This is a genomic window from Streptomyces sp. NBC_00016 (assembly GCF_045040885.1).
Taxonomy (GTDB): Bacteria; Actinomycetota; Actinomycetes; order Streptomycetales; family Streptomycetaceae; genus Streptomyces; species Streptomyces coriariae.
Genome location: NZ_CP108304.1, coordinates 26,831 through 48,179 on the forward strand (window position 1 = coordinate 26,831; position 21,349 = coordinate 48,179).

The following is a 21,349-nucleotide window of genomic DNA, read 5'->3' on the forward strand; positions in this document are numbered from 1 at the left end:
TGCCGATCGCTGCTGCCGTGGGAGGCTGCGGCTGTTCTCCGCCGCTGCCCAACGGGGAGGTGCGCAAGCTGAAGTTGCTGGTCACAGGGCTGGTGTGCGTGGGCATCGGGATGCTCGTGCTGGTCGCTGGCAGGTGACTTTGGTGAAGATCGTCGGTCATCGGGCGACTTCGCGGTTCGTGAGGACCAGCAAGGCCCTGACCAGGGAGGTCGCCCAGGAGGGGTCGGTGCGCACCTTGCCGAGGACGCGCCAGTTCTTGAGGTGGGCAAAGCCGTGCTCGACGGGTGCCCGGACGGCCGCCAGTGCCGTGTTGGACAGCTTCTGGCCTCGCGTCAGGGGCCGGTTCCGGGCGGCCTTGTAGCCGGTGATCACCGCCGGTTCGGCGTCGGGGCCGCCGTCGTCGAGGCCGACGAATCCCAGGTCGGCGATGGCGCCGAGCCCGACTTCCCGCAGTTTCCGGGTGAGCTGGTCGTGCCGGCAGGCGGTGATCTCCGAGGTGCGCCCTGGGCGGGCCGCCGAGATCCACAGCAGCCGGCCCTGGTCGTCGGTGAGGGCGATCACGAGCAGGCCGTGGCACTTGTTCTTGCCGGAGTAGTTCTTCCGGTTCTCCTTCCCGGTTCTGCGCCGGGTGCGGACCACCGATCCGTCCAGCAGTACCATGCCGCCACCCATTCGGGCGATCTTCTTCAGGGCCCGGTCCAGGCGTGGGGCGCGGGCGGCGAGCAAGCCGATGACCTCGCGGACCCACCGGGTAACGGTGGTGCGGTGTACTCCGTTGCCGCCGGCCAGGTCGCCGGGCCGCTGGTCACAGCGCAGCACTGCCAGCACGATGGTGGCGATCTTCCCTGCGGGCAGGGCGCGCCACCTGGAGCCGATCTTCTTGAGGTGGCCGCGTATTAGGTCGGCGAGCCAGTTCAGAGTGGCACTCGACAGCGGCAGGCGGGCAGTGTAGACGAGGCCGTCAGGGCCCTCGACGGAACTGTTGTTTTTCTTCACACCAAACTCAACTGCCGCCAAAGAGCCGTCAGTTACGCCCCCGCCCCGCACAGTTATGGGCGTGCGGTGAACTGCCCGTCAGGGCGTTTGTGCAGCCAGCCGCGGTCGGCGAGCTTGGTCATCTTTGCCCGCAGAGGCTCCAGCTTGCCGCGCACCGAGGCGTCCAGGCCCAGCCGCTCGCCGACCGCCCTGACCTGCACCGGGCCGTCGGCCTCCCGCACGATCGCCAGGATCTTGCGGTAGTCGCCGGGCAGCGCGCTCTCGTCGGCCGCGTCGCTGCGGTGCGGGATGAGCAGGACCGCCCGCCCGGCCACCTTCACCGACACCGGAGCGACAGCCCCGGCATCGGCCTGGGCCTGCTCGGCCAGGCGGTTCAACACCCGCTCCGCGATCGCCAGTTCATCCCGCTGTCCTGGACCTCCTGAAGCTGCTTGGCCAACTCCTCGGCGAGAGCGTCCAGTTCGCTCCGGCGGGCCGTGATCCACTGCCGCTCCTGCATCCCCGCGCCCCCCGCGCTCTCACAGCGTGTCGACCTGCTGACGGATCGTAGGCGGGGGCCGGTCGTGGGCGCAGCCGAACCCGGCATCCTGCCGGAGCCGAACCCGCCCGATGATCTACGCCATGGTCATCGGCCGCCGACCGGCACGAGTACCCAACTCGCCATTCACACCAGACCCGTGACCTGCGACTTCACGATGCACACCGCTCATTGAGTGCCATCGGGTCGGCGCGGTCGGCGGCCATGGCCTATGCGCACTCGGCCGAGGCGGTCGTCGCGGGTGTCCTCGTGCTGGACGAGCCGTTCAACGCGGCCGCCGCTGGGAGTAGCGCCGATCCGGCCGGGCAGCGCGCCGGCGGTCCGTCGGTCCTGTCATCAACTCCGGCTCAGCCGCCGCGCGATGGCCTCTAGCAGCTCATCCAGCGCGGCCTCGTGCATCCGCCCCTGAGGCCGGGCCAGCCCCACCCGGCTCGGTGAGACCCCGCGGACCGGACGGAACACCACGTCCGGGTGGGAGTAGAAACGGGCCGTAAGCCAGGCTCGGATGGCCTTGGAGCTGTAGCCCTTGTCGCCCAGGACGTGGTCGGGCCGGTTCCGTGGCCGTCCCGGGCCGAGGCGGGGCACCCGTATAGCGTCCATCACGGCGGTGAACTGGGTGCAGTCGTTGGTGTTCCCGCCCGTGACGGTGAAGCCGAGTGGTCGGCCGATGGCGTCGCAGGCTAGGTGGATCTTGCTGGTCAGACCACCTCGGGAGCGTCCGAGTCCGGGGCTGCGGAGCCCCCTTTTCGCGCCCCGGCGGCATGCTGGTGGGCGCGGACGACTGGTGCCTACGCTTCTTGGCGGGCCGGTACCACCGGCAGCACGATGCGGGAGGGCCGGGCGGGGGCGTGGAAGACCTGCTGGCGGGCCACTTGGGCCGTGGTCGCGCTCTCCTCGGGTTCGCCTGTGTTGAGGTTGCGGTCCCAGCGGGGGAAGTTGCTGAAGGTGACCTGGACCCGTATGCGGTGCCCTGCCCGGAAGACGATGCTGGTCGACCACAGGTCCACGACGTGCTCGGCCGGCTCACCCGGGGTCGCCCGTACCCGCACGATGCCGTCGGTCACATTGCGGGAGACGCCGTGCTCGTCGACGTCACACAGCCGTGCCACCCAGTCGGTCGAGGGCCCGTCCGTGGCGGCGAAGAGCACGGCCTTGACGCGGCCGGTCACCTCGATGTCCTCGGTGAGGGGTTCGGTGGTGAAGACCAGGACGTCCTCACGAGCCTCCACGTCCCTCTGGTCGAGAGGCCCGGGACGGAACTCGTCGGACATCAGCAACGCGCCGCCGGTGGTGGGCACCGGGTCCATGGGGTCGTAGGTGAACTCCTCGGCCTGCTCGGCGACAGCGGGCGGCTCCCGCGTCAGGCGCCCGTCGGCGCGCAGGTGGAAGTCCGTGTCCACGGCCCGCGACAGGGGCCATTCCGTCTCCTCGCGCCACTGGTTGACGCCCATGACGAACAGCAGCACCCTGCCCGTGTCCGGCTCCAGCGCCTCACCGTCGCCGATCGTACGCTGGAACCAGTCGAGCTGGAGGCCGTGCAGGGGTCCGCGCATGCCCATGAAGGCGGAGTTCGCGCCGAACCCGAAGTTGACGTCGCCGATGACGTGCTGCTGGTTGGCGTGACTCCACGGACCCATGATCAGCGTGGCGGGCCGGCCGGCGCGGCGCATGGCGGTGAAGTTGTCCAGCGTGCCCTGGCTGAAGATGTCGTACCAGCCGCCGACCTGGAAGGTGGGCAGGTCGACCTCGTCGTGCCGGCCCGCGACACGGGAGGAACGCGCCCAGTCGGGCTCCCGTCGGGAACGCTCGTAGCCCAGCTCGGGCAGGTCGTGCCGGGCGAACGCGGGAAATCGCCCGGCGGGCAGTTCGCCGTAGCCGCCGTCGGCCAGGCCGTCGAGATCCTGCACGAGCCTGCCGAGGCTGCCGCCGAGCGTGGCCGGGTCGGTGCTGTGACGGCGCAGCAGCGCGTCGGCGCCCATCATGAGGGACCAGGGCGCGGTGATGCCGAGTTCGATCGCGCCGCCGCGCGTCCACAGTCCGTCGTCCGGGTCGGACCACGTGACCATCGGCGCGATCGCCTTCAGCTCGGGCGGCTTGGACAGCGCCGCCGTCCACTGGGTGTTGCCGAAGTAGCTGGCGCCGATCATGCCGACGGAGCCGTTCGCTCCGGGAAGGGCAGCGGCCCACCGTACGGTGTCGTACCCGTCGCTCTCCTCGTACGTCAACGGCTCCCACTCCCCATCGGAGGCGAACCGGCCACGGGTGTCCTGGAGGACCACCATGAAGCCACGCCGAGCCGCCGCCAGAGGATCGAGGAGGGCGATCGCCAGGGCCGTCTGCTTGCCGTACGGCAGTCGGCTCAGCACCGGCCACGGCCCCGTGCCCCCGGGCCGGTAGACATCGGCGCGCAGAACGGTGCCGTCACGCACCTCGGCCGGAACATCGAACTCGATCTGAATCTCTGCCATGTGTTGCGCTGTCGGGGACATGGTCGAACCTGGTCCCGTCCCGCACTACACCCGAACGGGGGTGGCTACGGCGCTCCTCGGGGCGGTCACGCCACCGCGTTCAGCAGGTCGGCCAGCAGGTCGGGCCGTTCCAGGGCGATGAAGTGGCCTGCTCCCGGCACCTGCGTAAAGTCGGCGCCCGGCAGCAGCTCCTTGTCGGCTTGCCGGTCCGAAGGACGGGACCAGTCCTTCTCGCCGTAGACGAGGTGGACGGGTGCCTTGACCTCCGGGTAGCGCGAGCGGGCGGCGATGAGACTGGGCATGCTCTGGTATACGGCCCGGGCGACGTTCGGGTAGCCGGGGCGGCGGCCCACCTGGAGGAGTTCGTCGAGGTAGTCCTCCCGCAGCGCGGCCTTGTCGACCAGCCCGCCCTGCAAGATCCTGCGGACGACGGGCTTGGGCTCCACCCCGGCGACCACCGGGCCCACCCCCGGAGTGAGGACACCGCCGACCACCACACGGGCGAGAAGACTGGACCGGGCGATCCCGCCGCGGAAGTCGTACGCGTTCACCGCGACGACGCGCCGGACCCGCTCGGGCAGGTCGGCCGCGGCGGTCAGGGCGAGCACCGCCCCCATGGACTCCCCGACCAACGTCACGTCGTGGAGGTCGAGTTCGGTCAGGAGCCGCTCGACGCCCGCGCGCATGGCCGGCTCGTCGTACGACGCCCCGGGCACGATCTCCGAGTAGCCCATCCCCGGCAGGTCGAGCGCATACACGGTGTACTGGTCCGCGATCAGCGGGATGAGGACGCGGAAGTGCTCGGCCTGGGTGCGCACGGTGTGCAGCAGGACCAGGGGGGCGCCGGTGCCCGCCCTGAGGTAACGCAGGGTTCCCTCGCGGCCGGCGAGCCCCGCGCGCGGGGCGAGGGTGTGGCTGGTGGTTCCCGGAACGTGGATCGTGGGACGTGACTCGTGGCTGGGCATCTCGCCGACTCCTCGGGGTGTAAAGGGGGTTACTTCGCCAGCTGGGCGTACAGGCCGGCCAGCTCGCCGGCCAGGCCGGCCTTGACCTGCCGCGAGATGTCATCGGCGAGCACCTCGTACGCGCCCGTCTCGACGCCGTCGAGGGCGAGTGCGGCGACGTCACGCGGGTCGGACTTGGGCGCCTCGACGTCCGCCGCCAGGTCCGTGTCGACGTAGCCGACGTGAAGTCCGGTGACGGCGATGCCGCGCGGCTGCAGCTCCAGGCGCAGGGAGTTGGTCTGCGACCACAGGGCGGCCTTGGATGCGCTGTAGGAGCCGCCGAGGGCCAGCCAGGAGAGCACAGAGTGCACGTTGAGGAGGTGGCCGCCGCCGTTGCGCTCGATGAGGGGCACGAAGGCGCGTGTGAGAAGCAGCGGGCCGTAGAAGTTGGTCTCGAACTCCCGGCGTACGTCGTCGACCGGGGAGTCGAGGAACGACGCGCCGACCGAGGCACCGGCGTTGTTGATCAGCACAGTCACGTCTTGCGCCTGCGCGGCGGCGGCCGCCACGGAGGCCGGGTCGGTGACCTCCAGCGCCACCGGGACCGCGTCGGGGTGCGTCACCGTGCGCGGGTCGCGGGCCGTGGCGTAGACCTTGCCGGCACCGCGCGCGTACAGCTCTTCCACCAGGGCCTTGCCGATGCCTCGGCTGCCGCCGGTGACGAAGACGTTGGCGCCCTTGAGTGCGGTCATGACTGCCTCCACAGAATGAGAAACCGATCGGTTTCCATCACGGTAAACCGATCGGTTCCAAGACGCAAGCCCAACCGGATCCCCGGACTCACCGGGCGTTCCGTACCCGTGGATCCCCGGGATGACGAGCCCGCCACCTGTCTGACCGGCCTGGTCGATGTCGGCGTCGTCCAAGCCGAGTCGGAGCTTGAGGCCGAGGTTTCCGACCGTGTCGTAGAGCCACTCCGGGACGGTGTCGGGCGTGAGATGGAGGCGGAGGACTGGCGGCAGGGGGATGCCTTCGACGCCGGAGAGGGTGCCCGTCAGGCTCTCGACGTACATGGTGATGCGTCGCCTCGCAGCCTGGACGTCGAGCCGGGCGCTCCATCGATGTGCTGGATCTGCGGGCCGGGTGCCGGACTCCGCTGCTCGGTGTCGCCCTGGAGGAGGGAACCGAGGATGTCCGCGAGGCCGGGGGCGGCGGTCGGGCTCGGTGAGGCCGTCGGAGCCGGGACCAGGCCCGTTTCCTCGTCGGCCACGTGCTCCGACGGCTCGACGGGCTCGCCGCTCGTGGGGGCACTGGGCGTGCCGGGAGCAGCGGAGGAAGTGGGGGGCGTGGCAGGAGGTGCCGTGGCTGGGGCTGCTGTGTCGTCGGGGCGGGCACAGTCGACGCCGCCGGCGGGCGCCTCTTCGGGAGCGGAATGAGCCGCGGTGGCAGTCGCGTCGGCTGCGGGCGGACGCTGACTCGCCCGGACGAGGACGGTCGGCAGCGCAGTCAGTGCGAGAGCCTTCCCGAGCAGCAGGCGCAGGCGGGTCAGCGCGGACGTACGGGGAACGGCGTGGCAACCTTTCGTCGGCCGCGCGTAGTGGGGTCCCACGACCTCGCCGCGGAGGTCGGGCGACTGGTCGGTCATTCCCCGGCCCTCCCCGACGGCCCCTCAGTGTCATCGGGCGTGCTCACCGGGCCCCACGCCAGGGCCAGGAGTCCACCCTCGCCTGGAGATCGGTCATGTCGATGTACAGGTCCTTGGCCTTGACCGGCGTACCCGATCCGCCGGCCTTGAGCGTCATCGTGTAGGTCCCGAGGACGGGTATGTCCACCGGGACGGACTGGCACATGTCAGTGACCGCTCGCGGTCTTCGGTACGCCCGGCATGCTGGTGGCCACGCTGGTCTTCATCGGGATGGCGGTACCCACGACCGGCGCCACCACCTCCATCGAGGCGCTGCCCGGCTTCTACCGCTTCCTCGCGGAGTTCGAGCCGCTGCGGCAGATCACCGGCGGCATCCGCTCGATCCTCTACTACGACGCCCAGGGCGACGCGGGTCTGACCCGGTGCTGGGTCATGATGGCGGCCGCACTCGTGGCGGCCGCACTGTTCGGCTTCGGCGTACTGGGGTGGTACGACCGCGAGGAACTGCACCGCATCCCGGCGGAGACGAAGCCCGAGAAGACCGCCGTCCCGGCGTGACGGCAGGTCACCTAAGACGGGCCATTACTCGGAGTGGCCCCGGTGTGTCGCCCTGCCGTGGACGACAGGCGCGCACACCATCATGGCTCGGCGACGGACCTTCCCCAGGCCGTCGCCGAGCCTCTCTCCCGGACCCCCGGAAACCGATCGGTTTCTATTTCGTCCGCTTCGGGTTAACCTCGCGGTATGACCACCGAAGTGAAACTGAGCCCCAGGGAGCGGCTGCTGGAGGCGGCGGCCACGCTCACCTACCGAGACGGCGTCAGCATCGGCGTCGAGGCGCTGTGCAAGGCGGCGGGGGTGTCGAAGCGCTCCATGTACCAGCTGTTCGAGAGCAAGGACGAACTCCTGGCAGCAAGCCTGAAGGAGCGTTCCTCCGCCTACGTGGCGACCCTCCTGCCTGCGGCGGACGACAACCGTTCACCCCGCGAGCGGATCCTGCACGTCTTCGAGCAGGTGGAATCACAGTCCGGCACCCCCGAGTTCCACGGCTGCCGGTACCTGGCCGTACAGGTCGAACTCAAGGACCAGAGCCACCCGGCGAGCCGGGTCGCCCATCAGGTCAAGGCGAACCTGACCGCCTTCTTCCGCACCGAGGCCGAACAGGGCGGGGCGGGCGATCCCGATCTGCTGGCCCGGCAGCTCAGCCTGGTCTTCGACGGCGCGAGCGCCCGCGCGGGGATTCAGGCCGACAACCTGACCGGGCTCGTCGCGCCCACTGTGACGACCCTGCTCGACGCGGCAGGCGTGCGCTGACGCATCGCCGCCCAGAAGAATCCCTCACCTCCCGGCACCCACGGGAAGCCCGATGGCCGTAAGCGTGTTGCCGAGCATGCCGCAGGCGAAAGAGCTTGCGGTCTCGTCGGCATCAGCGCCCAGCGGCAGGTGCACGGTGTCCCAGATCCTCATCCAGCCGGCCCGGACTACCTCACCGATCAGGTCATCGCCCTGCGCCACGGCGGCATATCCCTGCATCTGCATCAGGAGCGTTTCGGGGCGCGTCGAGATCAGCCGCGCGTAAGCGGTCGTCATGGCCTGAAGAGCCCGCTCGCCGCCCTCCACCCCGTCGGCCGCCCTCTCGAAAGCCAGGCGGGTGTCCTCCATGCTCCGCACCAGAGCGGCGACGAAGATCGCCTTCTTGTCCGGGAAGAGCCGGAAGAGATAGGGCTGCGCCGCCTCGCACCCGCCGGGGTCTTCGACAAGCAGATCCGCAAGATGAACCAGCTGGCCGACTGACGCGCAGGCGCCGCCTGCGCACCAGGCTGCTCCCGATGGGGACCAAAGTCAGCATCACCGCCGAGGCTTTTTGTGACCTTCAGGACTCGGGCGCGGAAGGGGCCAGCCATCCATGTGCACACGCAACGGCTCCGCGCAGTCGGCCCTTGCACGGACCGACCCCGTGCAGAAAGTGGCCACTTCAGCGCGGCACCCGCCCGTCCTGGAGCGCCGTGCCCATAGCGTGCCCTTCAGAGCGGACAACCACGGTCAACAACAGGGCCATCAAGCCCCCACACCAGCGGCGGCCGAACGGATCTGTGCAGGTCAGACGGCGTAAGGCTCCCAAGCGCCGTCGCTTCCCAAGCTCAGAGCGCGAGTTCGATTCTCGTCACCCGCTCCAATATGAACCCCCAGGTCATTGACCCGGGGGTTGTTCTGGCGGGCGGGGAGCGCACCACATGCGCACCATAAGCCAGCCGGGAGGCGACGTGGGGAGTGCCTGCGAGGTGACAGTGGACATGTCCGGCAGGCCGTTTTGTCACGCCTCGGCAAACCTAGCAAAAGGAAGTGATGACTGTGTCGGGCACCTCTTGCTCCGTGCCGCGTCCGCCGAGCACGCACCTGGTCACCGGGAATGCCTCGAAGCGCGGTGAACTCCAGCCTCTGGCGGGCCGCGGACCGGGTCCGCTCCGCTCGGGGCGTGCGCCGGCGCTACGGGGCGGTGGGACGCGGGGCGGGTGAGGGCAAAGAGGTAGCCGCGTTCGTCGTCGAGACGCAGGGCGTGGGGGACGGAGGCCAGGACGGCTTCGGAGAGGTACGGGTGGCGGCGCAACCAGCCACTCGCGGCCGAGGTGCAGCAGCACGTCATGACGCTCTTCGAGCTTCTGGCCGGCCCGGCGCGCTGTCCGGTGACGGCGACCCGGCCGCATCGCTGCGTGTCCGACTAGCCATCACCGCACTGCACCTGGCCGGCGACGAGGCCGATCGAGCGGAAAACGGAGGCCCGGAGCTGATCGATGCGGCGCTCAGCATCGCCTGCGACTTGATCGATCCGCCGTCTCCCCGGCCAGCCGCCTAGTACCGTAGTTGCGGTGCTCCGCCCGTCCTGGTCAACAACCTGGCCTCGATTCTGATGGCTGAAGGACCTTGATGCCGACAGAGCCCGCCGCAGCACGAGGGCCAGGCACGGCGACGGCCGACCCTAGGTCGAGGCGCTTGTCCATGTCCAGGCGGAAGGTGCCGTACGGGTTGACGATGTCGCCGGGGTGGAGGCGGTGGGGGCCCAGGTGCCCGGTCCCAGCGATGTGTAGGCTCCCGCTCTTCTGAGGGCAAGTTCCTGGGTGTTTCAGTCCCCAACGGAGCACGCTGGCAAGCCACTCGCTGAGCGGGCCATGGACCGGATCACCGGCACCACCGTCTCGCCGTCGGAGCCGGCCCGCCGCCCGCTCAGCAGGGCCGTTGTCACAGGCAGCGGTTACCTTGCAGTTCGAGCTGTAGACCGGTCGGGGGCGCCGGGACGGGAGAGCAGGAACAGATGCCGGGGAGAGCTGTGGCAGCAGGGGTGTTACGGACCGTGCCACTGGCCGGGGAGCGGACCGCGTCACTGATCAGCCGGGCCGCAGCCCGCTACGGTCTGCCGGCCGCCGGCGTGCTGCGGCTGTGGACGTGCCGCAACTCCCCCGCCCGGAACGACGGCGGCGGCGTGCGGGCCGACGCGGAGATCGTCCTCAACGAAGCCGGGCGGGCGGTGCTCGCCGAGCGGATGTCTCCACGTCCACGACCGCCCACCCGGCAGCCCCGGACACGGCGTTGAGCACGTCATCGGCAAGCAGCACCCCGATTCATGCCGGTCAGATCCTTTGTCTCGCCCTATCGCTAAAATCGCCGGGCTGCGGCCATCAGCCCGGTGGGCCAGGCGGCTGCGCGGCGCGATCCGGGCCGTGCCCGAGAGGCAGACCGGGAGAACACTTTCCCCGCTCGCCCCGAAGCAAGGGATTTCGCTTCTCCGGGGGCCTGCCCAGTTCACGTATTCACTGCAGGACCTGAGCGGTGCGAGCCGACAACAGCCAGTCGGGGAACTCCTGCAGAAGCCGGTCGTAGAGGAGATCGTCGGGTATGGCGCGCGGATCGCGGCCGGCGTGGAAGAAGCCTGCGTTGTCGACGACGCGATGTGCCGGGACGGCCAGGGTGTCGAGACGACGGAGAAAGGCGAACTCGTTGTCATCCGGGTCGCCAAATCCGATGAACTGCCAGAACAGCGGCAGGCGGGCAGCTTTACACAGGTACCGTTCGGCGGCGAACTTGCTGGTGGGCCCGCCGTCGGTCTGGAAGATCACCAGTGCCGGGTCGTCACTGCCGGAAGCCAGGTAGTGGTCGATGACGTCGTCCATGGCCCAGTGGTAGTTCGTCCGCCCCATGTGACCGAGGTTCTCGTGCAGCTTGTTGATACGGCCACGGTGACCTCCGAGTTTGAGGTCGGTGGATCCGTCGACATCGGTGGAGAAGAACACCACCGGCACGATGCCGTCGTCGTCGAGGTGAGCGGACAAGGAGAGGACCTGCTCACCAAGGTATTGCATGGTGCCGTCCTTGTAGTAGGGCCGCATCGAGCCGGAGCGGTCCAGCACGAGATACACCGCAGCGTGCACCCCCTCGAGACCGTGCGCGCGCACGCTGGACCCAGCCGCCTTGTAGAGGCTCACCAGATCCGGGGCTTGCGCCTGCATCTTGGACAGACTGATTGCCGGGGCCTCGTTGTGGAGCCTGTCCATGGTCACCCCTCCTGTATCACGTGACATTCTCATCCTCGCGGTCGCGGTGGTACCACGAGGAGCAGCTCTCCTACGGGTCCTGATCACTGCTCTTCGGTGAATGGCACGGCCGACCCGATGGGGTAGCCGTGGGCAGTGGACGTTCGGGTCTGCTGCCTGCCCGGTTCGGCGCCCGCCCGCAGGTGCCGAACCGGTCAGGTCTCTTTCACAGCTATTCGGCTGCTGCCGTCAGGTGAGCGAAGGCCGATCCAGTGGGGTCTTTGCGGACGTGGAGGCGGTGGGTGATGCGGCGGCGCAGTTCGGGGACGTGACTGATGACCCCGACGGTACGGTCGTGGGCGCGCAAGGAGTCCAGGACGTCGAGGACCTTATGGAGGGTGTCTTCGTCGAGGGCGCCGAAGCCTTCGTCGATGAAGAGGGTGTCCAGAGGGTTGCCGCCGGCTTCGTGGGTGACGACGTCGGCCAGTCCGAGAGCCAGGGACAGGGAGGCGAAGAAGGATTCGCCTCCGGAGAGTGTGTCGGTCTTGCGGGGGCGGCCGGTCCAGGAGTCGGTGATCTGGAGGCCCAGGCCGGAGCGGGCGCCGCGGGCCGCTTGGTGGTCGGAGTGGGAGAGGGTGTAGCGGCCCTCGGACATGAGGTGCAGGCGGGTGTTGGCGGCGGTGACGACTTCTTCCAGGCGGGCGGCCAGGACGTAGGACTCCAGCTGCATGCGTACCCGGGCGCTGGGTGAGTTGCCGGTGACGAGTTCGGCTGGGTGGCGGGCGGTGAGGTGCGCTTGTTCGAGCGGTTGCAGACGTTGGACGGCGGCATCAAGGTCGGTTGCCAGGGCGGTGAGGGCGGCGCTGCGGGTGTGAGCGGCACTGGCGGCGGCGGCCGCCTCGGCGTGCTGGTCATCCGCGGCAGCCCGTGCAGCCGTGGCTGTGTCTAGGTCGGCGCGGGGCTGCGCGGCGGCTTGCTGCAGTGTCGGATTGTCGAGGACTGCGGTGTGTGCTGCGCAGGCCTCGCGCCACTGGGTGATCTCTTCTTCGATGGCGCGCAGGGGTGATCGTGACAGCTCGTTCAGGGCTCCCCGGGGCCGTTGCCCGCGGGAAGTGCCGGAGGACCGCTGCCCCGTGCCCTGCCCCGAGGTGAGGGAATGCGGCGTTCCGATATGGACAAAACGTGTGTGACGCCTTCATTCCTGATGTGTCTTTCGGGCGTAGTGGTGTCCGTGTCCGTCCTTCGCGGCTCCGCAGTCGCAGCATCGCAAAGCCGCTGCCGGTACGCGGCGGCTGAAGCGGTCTCGGCGTGCGCCGGGGTCATGCGTCTAAACAGCAGGAACTTGCTGGTCGGACCCTCCTGCGGGGAAGAAGGGCCTGTGGCAATGTCGATACATGAATCGGTTGATCACTGCATTCGGGGAATTATGCGTGCGGGGCGACGGGGGCGGGAGAGCCGATCTCGGCGGGCCGAAACCGCGTCTGTTACTGGCTGTTCTCGTCAGCCAGGCCAACAATGTGTTACCGGTCGGCGGCCTCATCGACGCCCTGTGGGACGGCCGGCCCCCGCGGACCGCGAGGAAGAACCTTCAGGTCTACGTCTCCCGTCTACGCCGCGTGCTGGGCGGCCGGCTGACTCACACGCCGGGCGGATATCTGCTGCGGCTCGACCCGTCGGAGTGCGATCTGCTGCGGTTCGAGGAACTGGCCCGGATCGGCAGGCGGCGCACTCGTGACGGGGACACGGACTCGGCGTGCGACGCGCTCGCCGAGGCCCTCGAACTCTGGCAGGGCCGGCCGCTGAGGGAGTTCGGTGACGTGCCGTATCTGACCGCAGCGGTCGACCGGCTCCAGGAGATGCAGGTGTCGGCGCTGGAGGAATGGGCCGAGCTGGAGAACGGCCGTGCCCGCCACGCGTTCGTGCTGGACCGGCTCCAGGAGCACGTCGTGTGCCATCTCCTGCGCGAGCGGCTCGCCGCCGCGTGGATCACGGCGCTCGCGGCGACCGGCCGGCAGAGCGAGGCCGCGGCGCACTTCGACACCGTACGGCGGGCGCTGGCAGGGGAGTTGGGCGTGACGCCGGGGCCGGCGCTGGCGGCGCTGCACCGTCGTCTCCTGGAGGCTCCCGCGCCCGAGCGCCGTCCAGGACCGGGCAATCAGCTGCCGCGTGATCTGCCGGACTTCGTGGGCCGTGCCGACGAGGTGCAGCGGGCGCTCGGGTACTTCCGTGCCCGCCGGGAGGGCGGGGTGATGGTCGTGTCCGGGCCGGTGGGGGTGGGCAAGTCCGCGCTGGCCGTCCGTGTGGCCCATCTTCTCGCCGACGCCTTCCCGGACGGGCTGATCATGACCGAGCTGGGCAACCGCTCGCTGGGGTCGGTGCTGCGGGCGCTGCTGGACAGTGTCGGTCTGCCCGGGACGCAGAATGTCGCGCAGGCTCTGGCCCGGTGGCGGACCTGGGTGGCGGGCCGGCGGATTCTGCTCGTGCTGGACGACGCCGTGGGGCAGCAGACCGTCCTGGCACTGCTGCCCGGGTCCGGTGCCAGCTGCACTCTCGTGACCAGCCGGTACCGGCTCAGCGGGCTGGAGGCGGTGGCGCGGGTGGAGCTTCCCCCGTTCCAGGGGGCGGAGGCGACCGAACTGCTGGGTCGGATCGTCGGGTTCGGGCGGGTGATGAGCGACCAGGCGTCGGCGCGGCGGATCGTCCAGTGCTGCGAGGGGCTTCCGCTGGCCATCCGTATCATCGCCGCGAAACTCGATTCGCTGCGCCATGTGCGGCTGGCCGACTACGCCGACCGGCTGAGCGTGGCACCTTCCCTGCTGGACGAGATGGCGGTCGGTGAACTCGTGCTGCGGGAACGGTACGAGTCGTTCTGGCGCGATCTGCCGCAGCAGCAGCGGCTGGCCTATCGGAGGCTGGCGTCGCTCACTCCGCCGTTCCGGTACGACCAGGTGATCTCCGAGGTGGAGGAGTTGCACGAGTGCAATCTGCTGATGCCGCCCGCCGGGGAGGTCAGTGCCCATATCGCCGCGTACGGCATGTCCGGGTTCACCCACGAGTTCGGCCGCCGGGTCACCGGCCCGGCGGCCGCGGATCTGCCGCCGGTGGCGGGCACGTGAGCGGCTTACGGCGTGCTGTCGTCCCGGACACCACCACTTGTCATGATCATGATTACGGTTCGCCGGGTTCGCGGTCAGCGGGAACGATCGCGCAGGAAGGCGCGGAAGGCGTCCGTCAGCTGCTCGTCGGTGGCGCCCCAGGCCGTTGTGCCGGCGCCGGGCGCGGAGCGGCCCGCGACCCGCAGGGCGATGGCCGCCTGCCCGGCGAACAGGGAGAGCAGGTCGAGGTCTTCGAGGCCCGCCCGGGGCCGGGGCGAGGGGTCGAGCACCTCCAGGACGCCCAGGACCCGCTGCTGCGACAGCAGCGGCGCGGCCATGAGGGCGTTGGGGACGTAGCCGGTGGACTCGGCGAGGTCCCGGGCGAAGGTCCGGGTCTTCGCCAGGTCGTCGGCGATCATCGCCTGGCCCGAGGAGGCCACCCAGCCGGCGATGCCCCGGTGGGCCGGGAACCGGGTGCCGACGAGCAGGTCCTCGCCTTCTCCGGAGACGGCCTCGAAGACCAGTTCGCCGGCCGTGTCGTCCAGCAGGAACACCGAGCTCGCGGCGGCGGCGAAGATGGCCCGGGCCACGTCGACCACGGACTGCAGCAGCGCGTGGGTGTCGTCAGAAGGAAGAATCGGGGACACCGCGGACCTCACTTCTCCGGTTGGGTTTCGGGGGCGGGGGCGATCCGGGCCGGCCGTCGGGGCGTTGCCCGTCATCCCCCGAGGCCTGCCGGCCGGCACCGTGCGCGGATACGAGGCCGTCACCCACCGGGTCCGCGCCGGACTCGGGCCGGGGCGGGGGTGCGGGGGTGATCACGGGAGCGGCGGGCATGTGCGTGGCCCCGTGGGCCGGGTCCGTCGCGCGGACGTTGGCCGACGTCAGGTAGAGCACCGTCTTGAGCTGGAAGACGGTCAGCGCCGGGTGCTTGGCCAAAATCAGCGCGCACAGTCCCGCGATGCGCGGGGTGGCGAAGCTGTTGCCCGTCGTGCGGGTGACGCAGTTGTCCAGCCACGCCACGCGTACGTCTTGGCCCTTGGCGTAGAACTCCACCGGCGGAGCCGGGTTGTACAGGTGCAGTCCGGTGTCGTCCTCCTGGTGGCTTCCGACCGACACGACGGAGCTGAACCGCCAGGGGAAGCTGACCACAGGGCTGTTGTGCGCCGACGCGACGATGACGGACCGGCGGAAATACGCCTCGTCGGCCAGTTCGTGCAGCTCGCGGATGAAGCGTTCGTGGGTGGTCGACAGGCTCATGTTGATGACGTCGAAGCCCTGCTCCACCGCCCACCGCAGACCGGCCAGCAGGAAGTCGCCGGTGCCGGTGAACCGTTCCCCGAGCACCTGCACGCTGTGCAGCTCGCAGTCGGGGGCGACCTCGCGGACGATCCCCGCGCAGGCGGTCCCGTGGCCGCACACGTCGCCGCTGCCGGAGGGCACCGTACGCGGGCGGCCGTCGTCCCCCTCGACGACCACGTGCGCCGATGCCACCCGCCCGACCATGGGGTGGTCGCGCTCCACCCCGCTGTCGACGATGCACACCCGTACGCTGCGGCCGGTGGAGCCGCCCCACGCCCATGCGGGGGTGACGGCGCCGCCCATGGCCGCCGCCGGGACCTGGATGTCGTCCGGCCGCCGGTCCCCCAGCCCCCAGCTCAGCGCGCGCGTCACCGGCCGTCCCCGCTCGCCGCGGTGCGGCCCCGGGCCGTCTCGGCTGCCCGGGCGGCCAGTTGCCCCGCGGCCGTCGCTCCCACGGCATGGCCCTTGGCCCGGAACAGACGACCCGCCCGGCCTGCGCTTCGGGCGGCGGCGTTCGGCCGTCCCGTCCTGTACAGGACCTGCGCCATGTCGAGCCGGGCGGTCGCGCGGCCGATCGGTGAATCCGTGGTGTCCGCCGCCGCCACCGCGCGGCGGGCCAGCCGCAGCGCGTTCACGCCATCCCCGGCCGCGGCGGCGGCCAGGGCACGCACCCCGAAGTCGTCGGCCGCGTCCGCCGGGGGCAGCGCCGCTGCCGGCGCCGGGACAGCCGTGCCGTGCCGGCCCGCATCGGCGGGCTCCAGGCCCGACGTCACGTCACGGACGTCGGCCGACGCCGCGTGCCAGGGCAGCCCGCGGGCGAGCAGCACCCGTGCGAGGTCCCGGCAGGCGGCCGCGTGCAGCTGCGGACCGCCCACCGTGCGGAACGTCTCCACGGCCTGCCGCAACAGCCGCTCCGCCTCCCGCGTCGATCCCGCGAGGACCTCCACCCCGGCGGCGAACAGCGGCCCGAACGCGGCCACTTCCGCGTAGCCGAGCCCGGCGGCGAACCGCTCCGCGTCCGTCAGGCAGCCGCGGGCCTCGCCGGTGCGGCCGCACAGGGCGAGCAGATTCGCCAGCGGGTAGTTCAGCGCGACCACCACGACGGGGTTGCCGGGGCCGTGCTCGGCGAGCAGGGCTCGGCAGCGCTCGATCGCTTCGCCGGCCGGGGTGGGTCCGTGCCACAGGGAGATGCCGAGCGCTCCGAGCGCCATCGCCCGCTCCGGGGCCGCCTCAGCGGCCAGTGCGTGGCCCAGCGCGACGGCCAGCAGATCGCTCGCGGCGCGATGCCGTCCGGCGTACTGCTGCTCCTGCGCGAGCCGCACATGGGCGCGCGCCAGGCCCAGCCGGTCGTCGAACTCCCCGAACACCGCGAGTGCGGCGCGTGCCGCGTCGGCAGCCGTCGTCGGCGAGGTATCGGGGTCCAGGGAGGCCAGTTGCAGGCCGGCGTGGGCGCCGGCGAGCCGGTCCTCGGCCGCGGACGCCGCGTCACGCACCTGTCTGAGCAGGTCGCCGCCCTCGCCCGTCCGGCCGAGTGCCAGCCAGGTCTCCCCCAGTCCCTGCGCGGCATGGCGCCACCGGGCCTCGCCGGGGGCGCAGCGGGACAGGGCACGGGCGTGCAGCTCCGCCGACCATGACAGGTCGGCGCGGGCGAGCGCGTACCGGCCTGCGCGGCTGAGTGCGTCGGCGGCCCGGCCCCGCAGGCCTTCGACGTGTTCGCCCCGCAGCCCGAGGTCGCGCCGGTGCAGGTAGGCCGCTTCCAGGTGGTGCGCGGCCAGGGCGGCCGCGGCGGAGGGGCGGGTCGCCAGTTGCTCGTGCCAGGCGGCCCGCCGGCTCTTGCTCAGGGACCGGTAGGTGACGTCGTGCAGCAGTCCGGAGCTGAACTGGTGGGTCGCCGGGGCCCCGGGAGCCGGTTCGACGAGGCCGCGTCGTACGAGGTCGTGCATCGCGCCTGTCACGAGCGCGTGCTCCGGGCAGGCGGTGTCGGCGGGCGGGTCGTCGAGGAGCCGGCGGACCTCCGCGACGGCGAACCGGCGGCCGATCACCGCGCCCGCGTCGAGCACCGCTCGTTGCGGCTGCGGCAGGACGTCGATGCGGGCGGCGAGAACGGCGGTGACGGTCACCGGCAGCCCGCCCGGGTCGGCGCCGTCCCTGACCATGGTCAGCAGCTGTTCCAGATGCAGTGGGTTGCCCTCGGCGCGCTCCACGACCGTGTGCAGTACGCCGTCGTCGAGGTCGCCGGCGGCCAGGGCGCGGGCCAGGCGCAGCGAGTCGGCGTGGGACAGCGGGCGCAGACGGATCTCGTCGGCGGTGGCGGGCTGCTCGTCCTCGCCGGTGCGCTGTGAGCAGATCAGCAGTACCGGTGATCCGGCCAGGATGTCGGTCAACCGGGCGATGCCTTCGAGGAGTTGAGGCCGGGCCCACTGGAGTTCGTCCAGGACGAGCGCGACCGGTCCTACGGCGGCCAGGCCGCGCAGCACCGCCGCGGCGGCCGCCCAGGTCGTCTCGGCGGACGGGCTCGGCGTGCCGTCCGCGAGCAGTCCGCCGCGCAGCACCTCGTACGCGGCACCGTCCCACGGCCGGGCCGGGGCGGGGCCCTGCGGTGGCCCGGAGCGTGCGGATGCCGGCGTCGTGCGGGCGGTCGCGGTGTCCAGCACTTCCCGGATCGCGGCCGCCAGGGGTGCCAGGCTGGCCTCGTCGCGGTAGGAGTGGCAGCGACCGGTGCCGACGAGGGAGCCCTCGGCGGACCGGACCGCGAGCCATTCGCGCAGCAGGCGTGTCTTGCCGATGCCGGCGTCGCCGGTGAGCCGGATCAGGCGGCCGGTGCCGTCCCGCGAAGCCCGCGTCCACGCCGTCGCGAGCCGGTCGTACTCCCGCGTCCGTGCGACGAGGGCGGCCGCGGGCCGCGCTGCTCCCGGCGGCCCGTCCTGGGCTGCCAGGCTCAGCAGCCGGAACGCGTCGACGGGGTCGCGCTTGCCCTTGAGGGTGAGCGGGCCGACGGCTTCGACGACCGCCGCGGGGCCCAGGAGCGTGCGGGTGGCGGGGCCGATGAGGATGTGTCCGGGCTGCGCCGCCTGTTCGAGCCGGGCGGCGACGTTGACCACCTCGCCGGAGACGACCGTGCCGTCCCCCTCCAGGTCCTGCGAGGTCACGGCCTCCCCGCTGTTCAGGCCGATGCGGACCGCGAGGGTGCTGCCGAAGTCCCGGTCGAGCTCGGCGTTGAGCCCGTCCAGGGCGGCGATCATCTCCAGGGCCGCCGAGGCGGCCCGGTGCGCGTCGTCCTCATGCACGTGCGGCACGCCGAACACCGCCATCACGGCGTCCCCGATGAACTTCTCCACCGTCCCCCCGTGCGACTCGATCCCGCCGCGCATCGCGTCGAAGTAGCGCAGTACCACGGAGCGCAGCGTCTCCGGCTCCAGCGCCCCCGACAGTTCGGTGGATCCGACCAGATCGCAGAAGAGCGCGGTGATCACCTTGCGTTGCTGCATGAGCGGTCCCCTCGCTACTCGCCGTCGGACGTCGTCGCAGGTACGGCCGGTCGTGTGCGGCCGGCCGGTCGTACGGCCCGTGGTGCACAGCCGCTCGTGCGAGCCGCTCAGAACAGCGCCGCGCCCGCGACGACGGTGTGCGCCTGCACTTCCGGCTCCACGGCGTCGAGGCGCGCCTTCAGGTCGAGGATCAGTTCGAGCTCCTGCGGTGTGAGCCCGGCGAAGACGGCACACTGCTCGCCGGTGAACGCCCGCACCGGGAAGCCGGCCTGCTCCAGGGCCCTCAATACGGATCCGGCGCCGCGCTCCCCCGCGCCGTCGACGGCGCCTTCCTCACCGCTGTCCGGTGTCATGTCAGTGGTCCTCTCGCTCCGGAGGACCGCCGGTGCGGTCCGTCACGTCGGTCAGGGAGTTCAGTACGTCGGCGAGCGCCTTCACGGTGTGCAGTGCGCTCAGCCTGACCGCCGCCCGTACCTGTGGCACCGCCGCACTCTCGTCGAGGGTGCTCAGCACTGCCGTACTGTGTCCGGCGTCGATCTCCGCGTGCAGGCGCAGGGTGTCGAAGGCGGCCGGGGGCAGACCCGTGCGGTCGGCCAGCAGGGGGATCAACGGCGCTGCGGGAGCGTTGAGTTCGAGTACCGCCACATAGCCGAGCAGGCACAGCGGGTGGAAGTGGTCGATCCAGTAGTACTGGGCGCCGACCAGCCGGGCGACCTCCGGCGAGGGGGGCCGGGCGAGTTCGTGGCCGGGGTGGAGTCCGGCGGCCTCCATGTCCCGCAGCAGCCAGGTGTCGTGGTGGCGTTCGCGCGGGATGTGCGCGGACAGGTAGCTGCCCAGCGGCCGGGCCGCCGAGTCGGTGGCGGGCGCGTCGCGGCAGTGGGCCCGGGCCCGTTCCATCAGCGGTACGGAGGCCCGGATGACCGTGTGCATCGTGACGAGGTAGCGCAGATAGCGTGCCCGCAGGCCCTGCGGCTGCCACAGCCGGGCGGCGCTGTGGTGCAGGACGGGGGCCACCAGACCGAGGACGGTGCGCAGCTCTGCTCCGAGGGGTGCCTGGGCGTGCCGCACGCCGGGTGCGGGGGCGAGGGGGCCGGATGGCGCCGTCACGGCGTGTGCTCCTGCCGGGGGCGGACGGCCGGGCCCTGGCCCGGGTCGACGAGGTGTGCGTGGCGCGCGGGGCCGTGGCGGGCCACGAGCGCCGCGGGGCCGCCCGTCTCGCCCCTGTGGACCGCGGCCGACTGGAGCAGCTCACCGGCCGGGCCGGTGCCCGCGCGGTCGGTCCAGTCCCGGGCGGCGTCCGAGCCGTCGAGGCGGTGGCAGGTGGCGCAGTAGCCGCCGGCGGGGAGGCCGGCGCGGGTGGCGATGTGGACGGGGCCCACCGTGCGGATCATCCGCAGCATCGGGCTGGCCTGCGCGCGCTCGCGCACGGTCTGCCAGGTCGTCGTACGGATGTCGCCGAGGCCGAGGTGGCCGGGGCGCACCCGGCGGTCGGCGACGTCCTGGTTGCAGCAGGCGGTGACGGTGCCGTCGGTGGTGACGACCGGCCAGGCGGCCATGTCGCAGGGGGCGGCCGCCCACGGGTCGGGGCCGGCCGGCGGGCGGGGAAGCGGGCGCAGTGTGCCGCCGCGGCCCACCGGGCGCACCTGCCCGACGAGCATCGGTACGTCCGTCCCGAAGCGGCGCCGGACCTGCGCGCCGACCTCGTCGGGGTAGGGGTCCGCCGGGCCGTCCGCGAGGAGATGCAGGCTGACCGCGACGCCGGTGCCGAGCAGCGCGTCGAGCACGTCGAACACGTTCCGGCGCGGGACCTGACGCTCGTGGAACGCGTCCAGGCTGAGCGAGAAGTGGTCGACGGCGCGGGCGACTTCACAGACGGTGGGCGGCAGCGAGCCGCCGTCGGCGAAGAACGCGCCGGAGAGCACCGCCGTGCGGGTGCCGCGGGCGCGGGCGGCGACGGCCGCCTCGATCACCAGACCGGGACGGAGCAGGGGCTCGCCGCCGGTCAGCATCAGCACGTCCGGGCGGTCCGCGGGCGTGAAGGTACGCAGGAAGCCGAGCAGCGCGGCGCTGTCGAGGTCGCGGCCGCGGCGGGTGGCGGCCGTGGAGCAGTGGGCGCAGCTCAGCGGGCAGCGCTCGGTGAGCGAGACCAGGGCGCCCGCCACGATCCTCTGGCGCAGCGCCATCAGCTCGGCCAGCCGCATGGCCACCCCCTTCTCGGTGAGGCCGTGGTCCGGCACGGATCGTCCTTCACCGGCCGAGTGTCGAACCTGTGGCTGCGAAGGGGTTCGAAAACGGTATATGTGCAGGTCAGGGCTGTGAAATGCGTGACGGTGGCGGCCGGTGCACG

The 21,349-nt window shown here is 71.5% G+C and carries 18 protein-coding genes and 3 pseudogenes; 4 read left to right on the plus strand and 17 right to left on the minus strand.

The features are described 5' to 3' along the window. Positions 1-156 precede the first annotated feature (156 nt). From OG933_RS00125 to OG933_RS00160, 8 genes and pseudogenes are all read right to left on the minus strand, one after another. Positions 157-996 (minus strand): transposase family protein, encoded by an 840-nt coding sequence (locus OG933_RS00125; RefSeq protein ID WP_405624707.1) that lies wholly within the window; start codon positions 994-996, stop codon positions 157-159. A 53-nt stretch (positions 997-1,049) separates the two neighbouring features. Beyond that, on the minus strand, positions 1,050-1,373 hold the full coding sequence (locus OG933_RS00130) for a hypothetical protein (RefSeq protein WP_405624708.1): 324 nt from the start codon (positions 1,371-1,373) through the stop codon (positions 1,050-1,052). After that, complete coding sequence (locus OG933_RS00135; RefSeq protein WP_405624709.1) at positions 1,370-1,495, minus strand: hypothetical protein; 126 nt, start codon at positions 1,493-1,495, stop codon at positions 1,370-1,372. The genes OG933_RS00130 and OG933_RS00135 overlap by 4 nt, the downstream gene beginning before the upstream one ends. A gap of 522 nt (positions 1,496-2,017) precedes the next feature. Next, positions 2,018-2,313 (minus strand): annotated as a pseudogene (locus tag OG933_RS00140) (transposase); the annotation flags it as partial. A 9-nt stretch (positions 2,314-2,322) separates the two neighbouring features. Then, the gene (locus OG933_RS00145; protein ID WP_405624710.1) at positions 2,323-4,002 is read right to left on the minus strand and encodes a CocE/NonD family hydrolase; all 1,680 of its coding nucleotides are present in this window, start codon (positions 4,000-4,002) and stop codon (positions 2,323-2,325) included. Positions 4,003-4,088: 86 nt separating this feature from the next. Continuing rightward, entirely contained in the window at positions 4,089-4,967 is an 879-nt protein-coding gene (locus OG933_RS00150) for an alpha/beta fold hydrolase (RefSeq protein WP_405624711.1), read from the minus strand. 29 nt (positions 4,968-4,996) lie between these two features. Beyond that, entirely contained in the window at positions 4,997-5,698 is a 702-nt protein-coding gene (locus tag OG933_RS00155; protein WP_327180882.1) for an SDR family oxidoreductase, read from the minus strand. Between the two features lie 936 nt (positions 5,699-6,634). Continuing rightward, complete coding sequence (locus tag OG933_RS00160; RefSeq protein ID WP_405624712.1) at positions 6,635-6,796, minus strand: DUF6230 family protein; 162 nt, start codon at positions 6,794-6,796, stop codon at positions 6,635-6,637. An 11-nt stretch (positions 6,797-6,807) separates the two neighbouring features. Between OG933_RS00160 and OG933_RS00165 the strand changes: the two are divergent. Further along, positions 6,808-7,149 (plus strand): annotated as a pseudogene (locus tag OG933_RS00165) (DUF3533 domain-containing protein); the annotation flags it as partial. 186 nt (positions 7,150-7,335) lie between these two features. After that, a complete protein-coding gene (locus OG933_RS00170; RefSeq protein WP_405624713.1) occupies positions 7,336-7,905 on the plus strand; it encodes a TetR/AcrR family transcriptional regulator in 570 nt (189 codons plus the stop codon). Between the two features lie 24 nt (positions 7,906-7,929). Here the strand turns inward: OG933_RS00170 and OG933_RS00175 are convergent, their stop codons facing one another. Next, complete coding sequence (locus tag OG933_RS00175; protein ID WP_405624714.1) at positions 7,930-8,253, minus strand: hypothetical protein; 324 nt, start codon at positions 8,251-8,253, stop codon at positions 7,930-7,932. Between the two features lie 1,687 nt (positions 8,254-9,940). Here OG933_RS00175 and OG933_RS00180 point away from each other — a divergent pair. Next, positions 9,941-10,180: a hypothetical protein gene (locus OG933_RS00180; protein ID WP_405624715.1), complete on the plus strand. Its 240-nt coding sequence runs from the start codon at positions 9,941-9,943 to the stop codon at positions 10,178-10,180. Between the two features lie 217 nt (positions 10,181-10,397). Here the strand turns inward: OG933_RS00180 and OG933_RS00185 are convergent, their stop codons facing one another. Together OG933_RS00185 and OG933_RS00190 are read right to left on the minus strand one after the other, a co-directional pair. Next, entirely contained in the window at positions 10,398-11,138 is a 741-nt protein-coding gene (locus tag OG933_RS00185) for a VWA domain-containing protein (protein ID WP_405624716.1), read from the minus strand. A 211-nt stretch (positions 11,139-11,349) separates the two neighbouring features. Further along, positions 11,350-11,847 carry an SbcC/MukB-like Walker B domain-containing protein gene (locus OG933_RS00190; RefSeq protein ID WP_405624717.1) on the minus strand — a complete coding sequence of 166 codons (498 nt, stop codon included), beginning with the start codon at positions 11,845-11,847 and terminating at the stop codon, positions 11,350-11,352. 664 nt (positions 11,848-12,511) lie between these two features. On the opposite strand from OG933_RS00190, the gene OG933_RS00195 reads away from it, so the two are divergent. Continuing rightward, entirely contained in the window at positions 12,512-14,233 is a 1,722-nt protein-coding gene (locus OG933_RS00195; RefSeq protein ID WP_362534053.1) for a BTAD domain-containing putative transcriptional regulator, read from the plus strand. 74 nt (positions 14,234-14,307) lie between these two features. Here OG933_RS00195 and OG933_RS00200 read toward each other — a convergent pair whose 3' ends face one another. The 6 genes and pseudogenes from OG933_RS00200 to OG933_RS00225 all read right to left on the minus strand — a co-directional run bounded on the left by OG933_RS00200 (position 14,308) and on the right by OG933_RS00225 (position 21,239). Continuing rightward, positions 14,308-14,859 carry a GAF domain-containing protein gene (locus tag OG933_RS00200; protein ID WP_405624718.1) on the minus strand — a complete coding sequence of 184 codons (552 nt, stop codon included), beginning with the start codon at positions 14,857-14,859 and terminating at the stop codon, positions 14,308-14,310. Positions 14,860-15,067: 208 nt separating this feature from the next. Then, positions 15,068-15,817 (minus strand): annotated as a pseudogene (locus OG933_RS00205) (S8 family peptidase); the annotation flags it as partial. A 65-nt stretch (positions 15,818-15,882) separates the two neighbouring features. Further along, on the minus strand, positions 15,883-19,002 hold the full coding sequence (locus tag OG933_RS00210) for an adenylate/guanylate cyclase domain-containing protein (RefSeq protein ID WP_405624719.1): 3,120 nt from the start codon (positions 19,000-19,002) through the stop codon (positions 15,883-15,885). Between the two features lie 107 nt (positions 19,003-19,109). Then, complete coding sequence (locus OG933_RS00215; RefSeq protein ID WP_362534060.1) at positions 19,110-19,355, minus strand: aroma-sacti cluster domain-containing protein; 246 nt, start codon at positions 19,353-19,355, stop codon at positions 19,110-19,112. Position 19,356: 1 nt separating this feature from the next. Further along, positions 19,357-20,109, minus strand: a complete 753-nt coding sequence (locus tag OG933_RS00220) for an iron-containing redox enzyme family protein (RefSeq protein WP_362534063.1) — start codon at positions 20,107-20,109, stop codon at positions 19,357-19,359. Beyond that, complete coding sequence (locus tag OG933_RS00225; RefSeq protein WP_362534066.1) at positions 20,106-21,239, minus strand: radical SAM protein; 1,134 nt, start codon at positions 21,237-21,239, stop codon at positions 20,106-20,108. The genes OG933_RS00220 and OG933_RS00225 overlap by 4 nt, the downstream gene beginning before the upstream one ends. Positions 21,240-21,349: the final 110 nt, after the last annotated feature.

Excerpts from the sequence above, each read along its gene's own strand:
- OG933_RS00185 (WP_405624716.1), bottom strand. The coding sequence starts at position 11,138 with ATGGACAGGCTCCACAACGAGGCCCCGGCAATCAGTCTGTCCAAGATG.
- OG933_RS00190 (WP_405624717.1), bottom strand. The coding sequence starts at position 11,847 with ATGCAGCTGGAGTCCTACGTCCTGGCCGCCCGCCTGGAAGAAGTCGTC.
- OG933_RS00145 (WP_405624710.1), bottom strand. The coding sequence starts at position 4,002 with ATGGCAGAGATTCAGATCGAGTTCGATGTTCCGGCCGAGGTGCGTGAC.
- OG933_RS00170 (WP_405624713.1), top strand. The coding sequence starts at position 7,336 with ATGACCACCGAAGTGAAACTGAGCCCCAGGGAGCGGCTGCTGGAGGCG.
- OG933_RS00175 (WP_405624714.1), bottom strand. The coding sequence starts at position 8,253 with ATGGAGGACACCCGCCTGGCTTTCGAGAGGGCGGCCGACGGGGTGGAG.
- OG933_RS00160 (WP_405624712.1), bottom strand. The coding sequence starts at position 6,796 with ATGTGCCAGTCCGTCCCGGTGGACATACCCGTCCTCGGGACCTACACG.
- OG933_RS00215 (WP_362534060.1), bottom strand. The coding sequence starts at position 19,355 with ATGACACCGGACAGCGGTGAGGAAGGCGCCGTCGACGGCGCGGGGGAG.
- OG933_RS00210 (WP_405624719.1), bottom strand. The coding sequence starts at position 19,002 with ATGCAGCAACGCAAGGTGATCACCGCGCTCTTCTGCGATCTGGTCGGA.
- OG933_RS00195 (WP_362534053.1), top strand. The coding sequence starts at position 12,512 with ATGAATCGGTTGATCACTGCATTCGGGGAATTATGCGTGCGGGGCGAC.
- OG933_RS00150 (WP_405624711.1), bottom strand. The coding sequence starts at position 4,967 with ATGCCCAGCCACGAGTCACGTCCCACGATCCACGTTCCGGGAACCACC.
- OG933_RS00135 (WP_405624709.1), bottom strand. The coding sequence starts at position 1,495 with ATGCAGGAGCGGCAGTGGATCACGGCCCGCCGGAGCGAACTGGACGCT.
- OG933_RS00155 (WP_327180882.1), bottom strand. The coding sequence starts at position 5,698 with ATGACCGCACTCAAGGGCGCCAACGTCTTCGTCACCGGCGGCAGCCGA.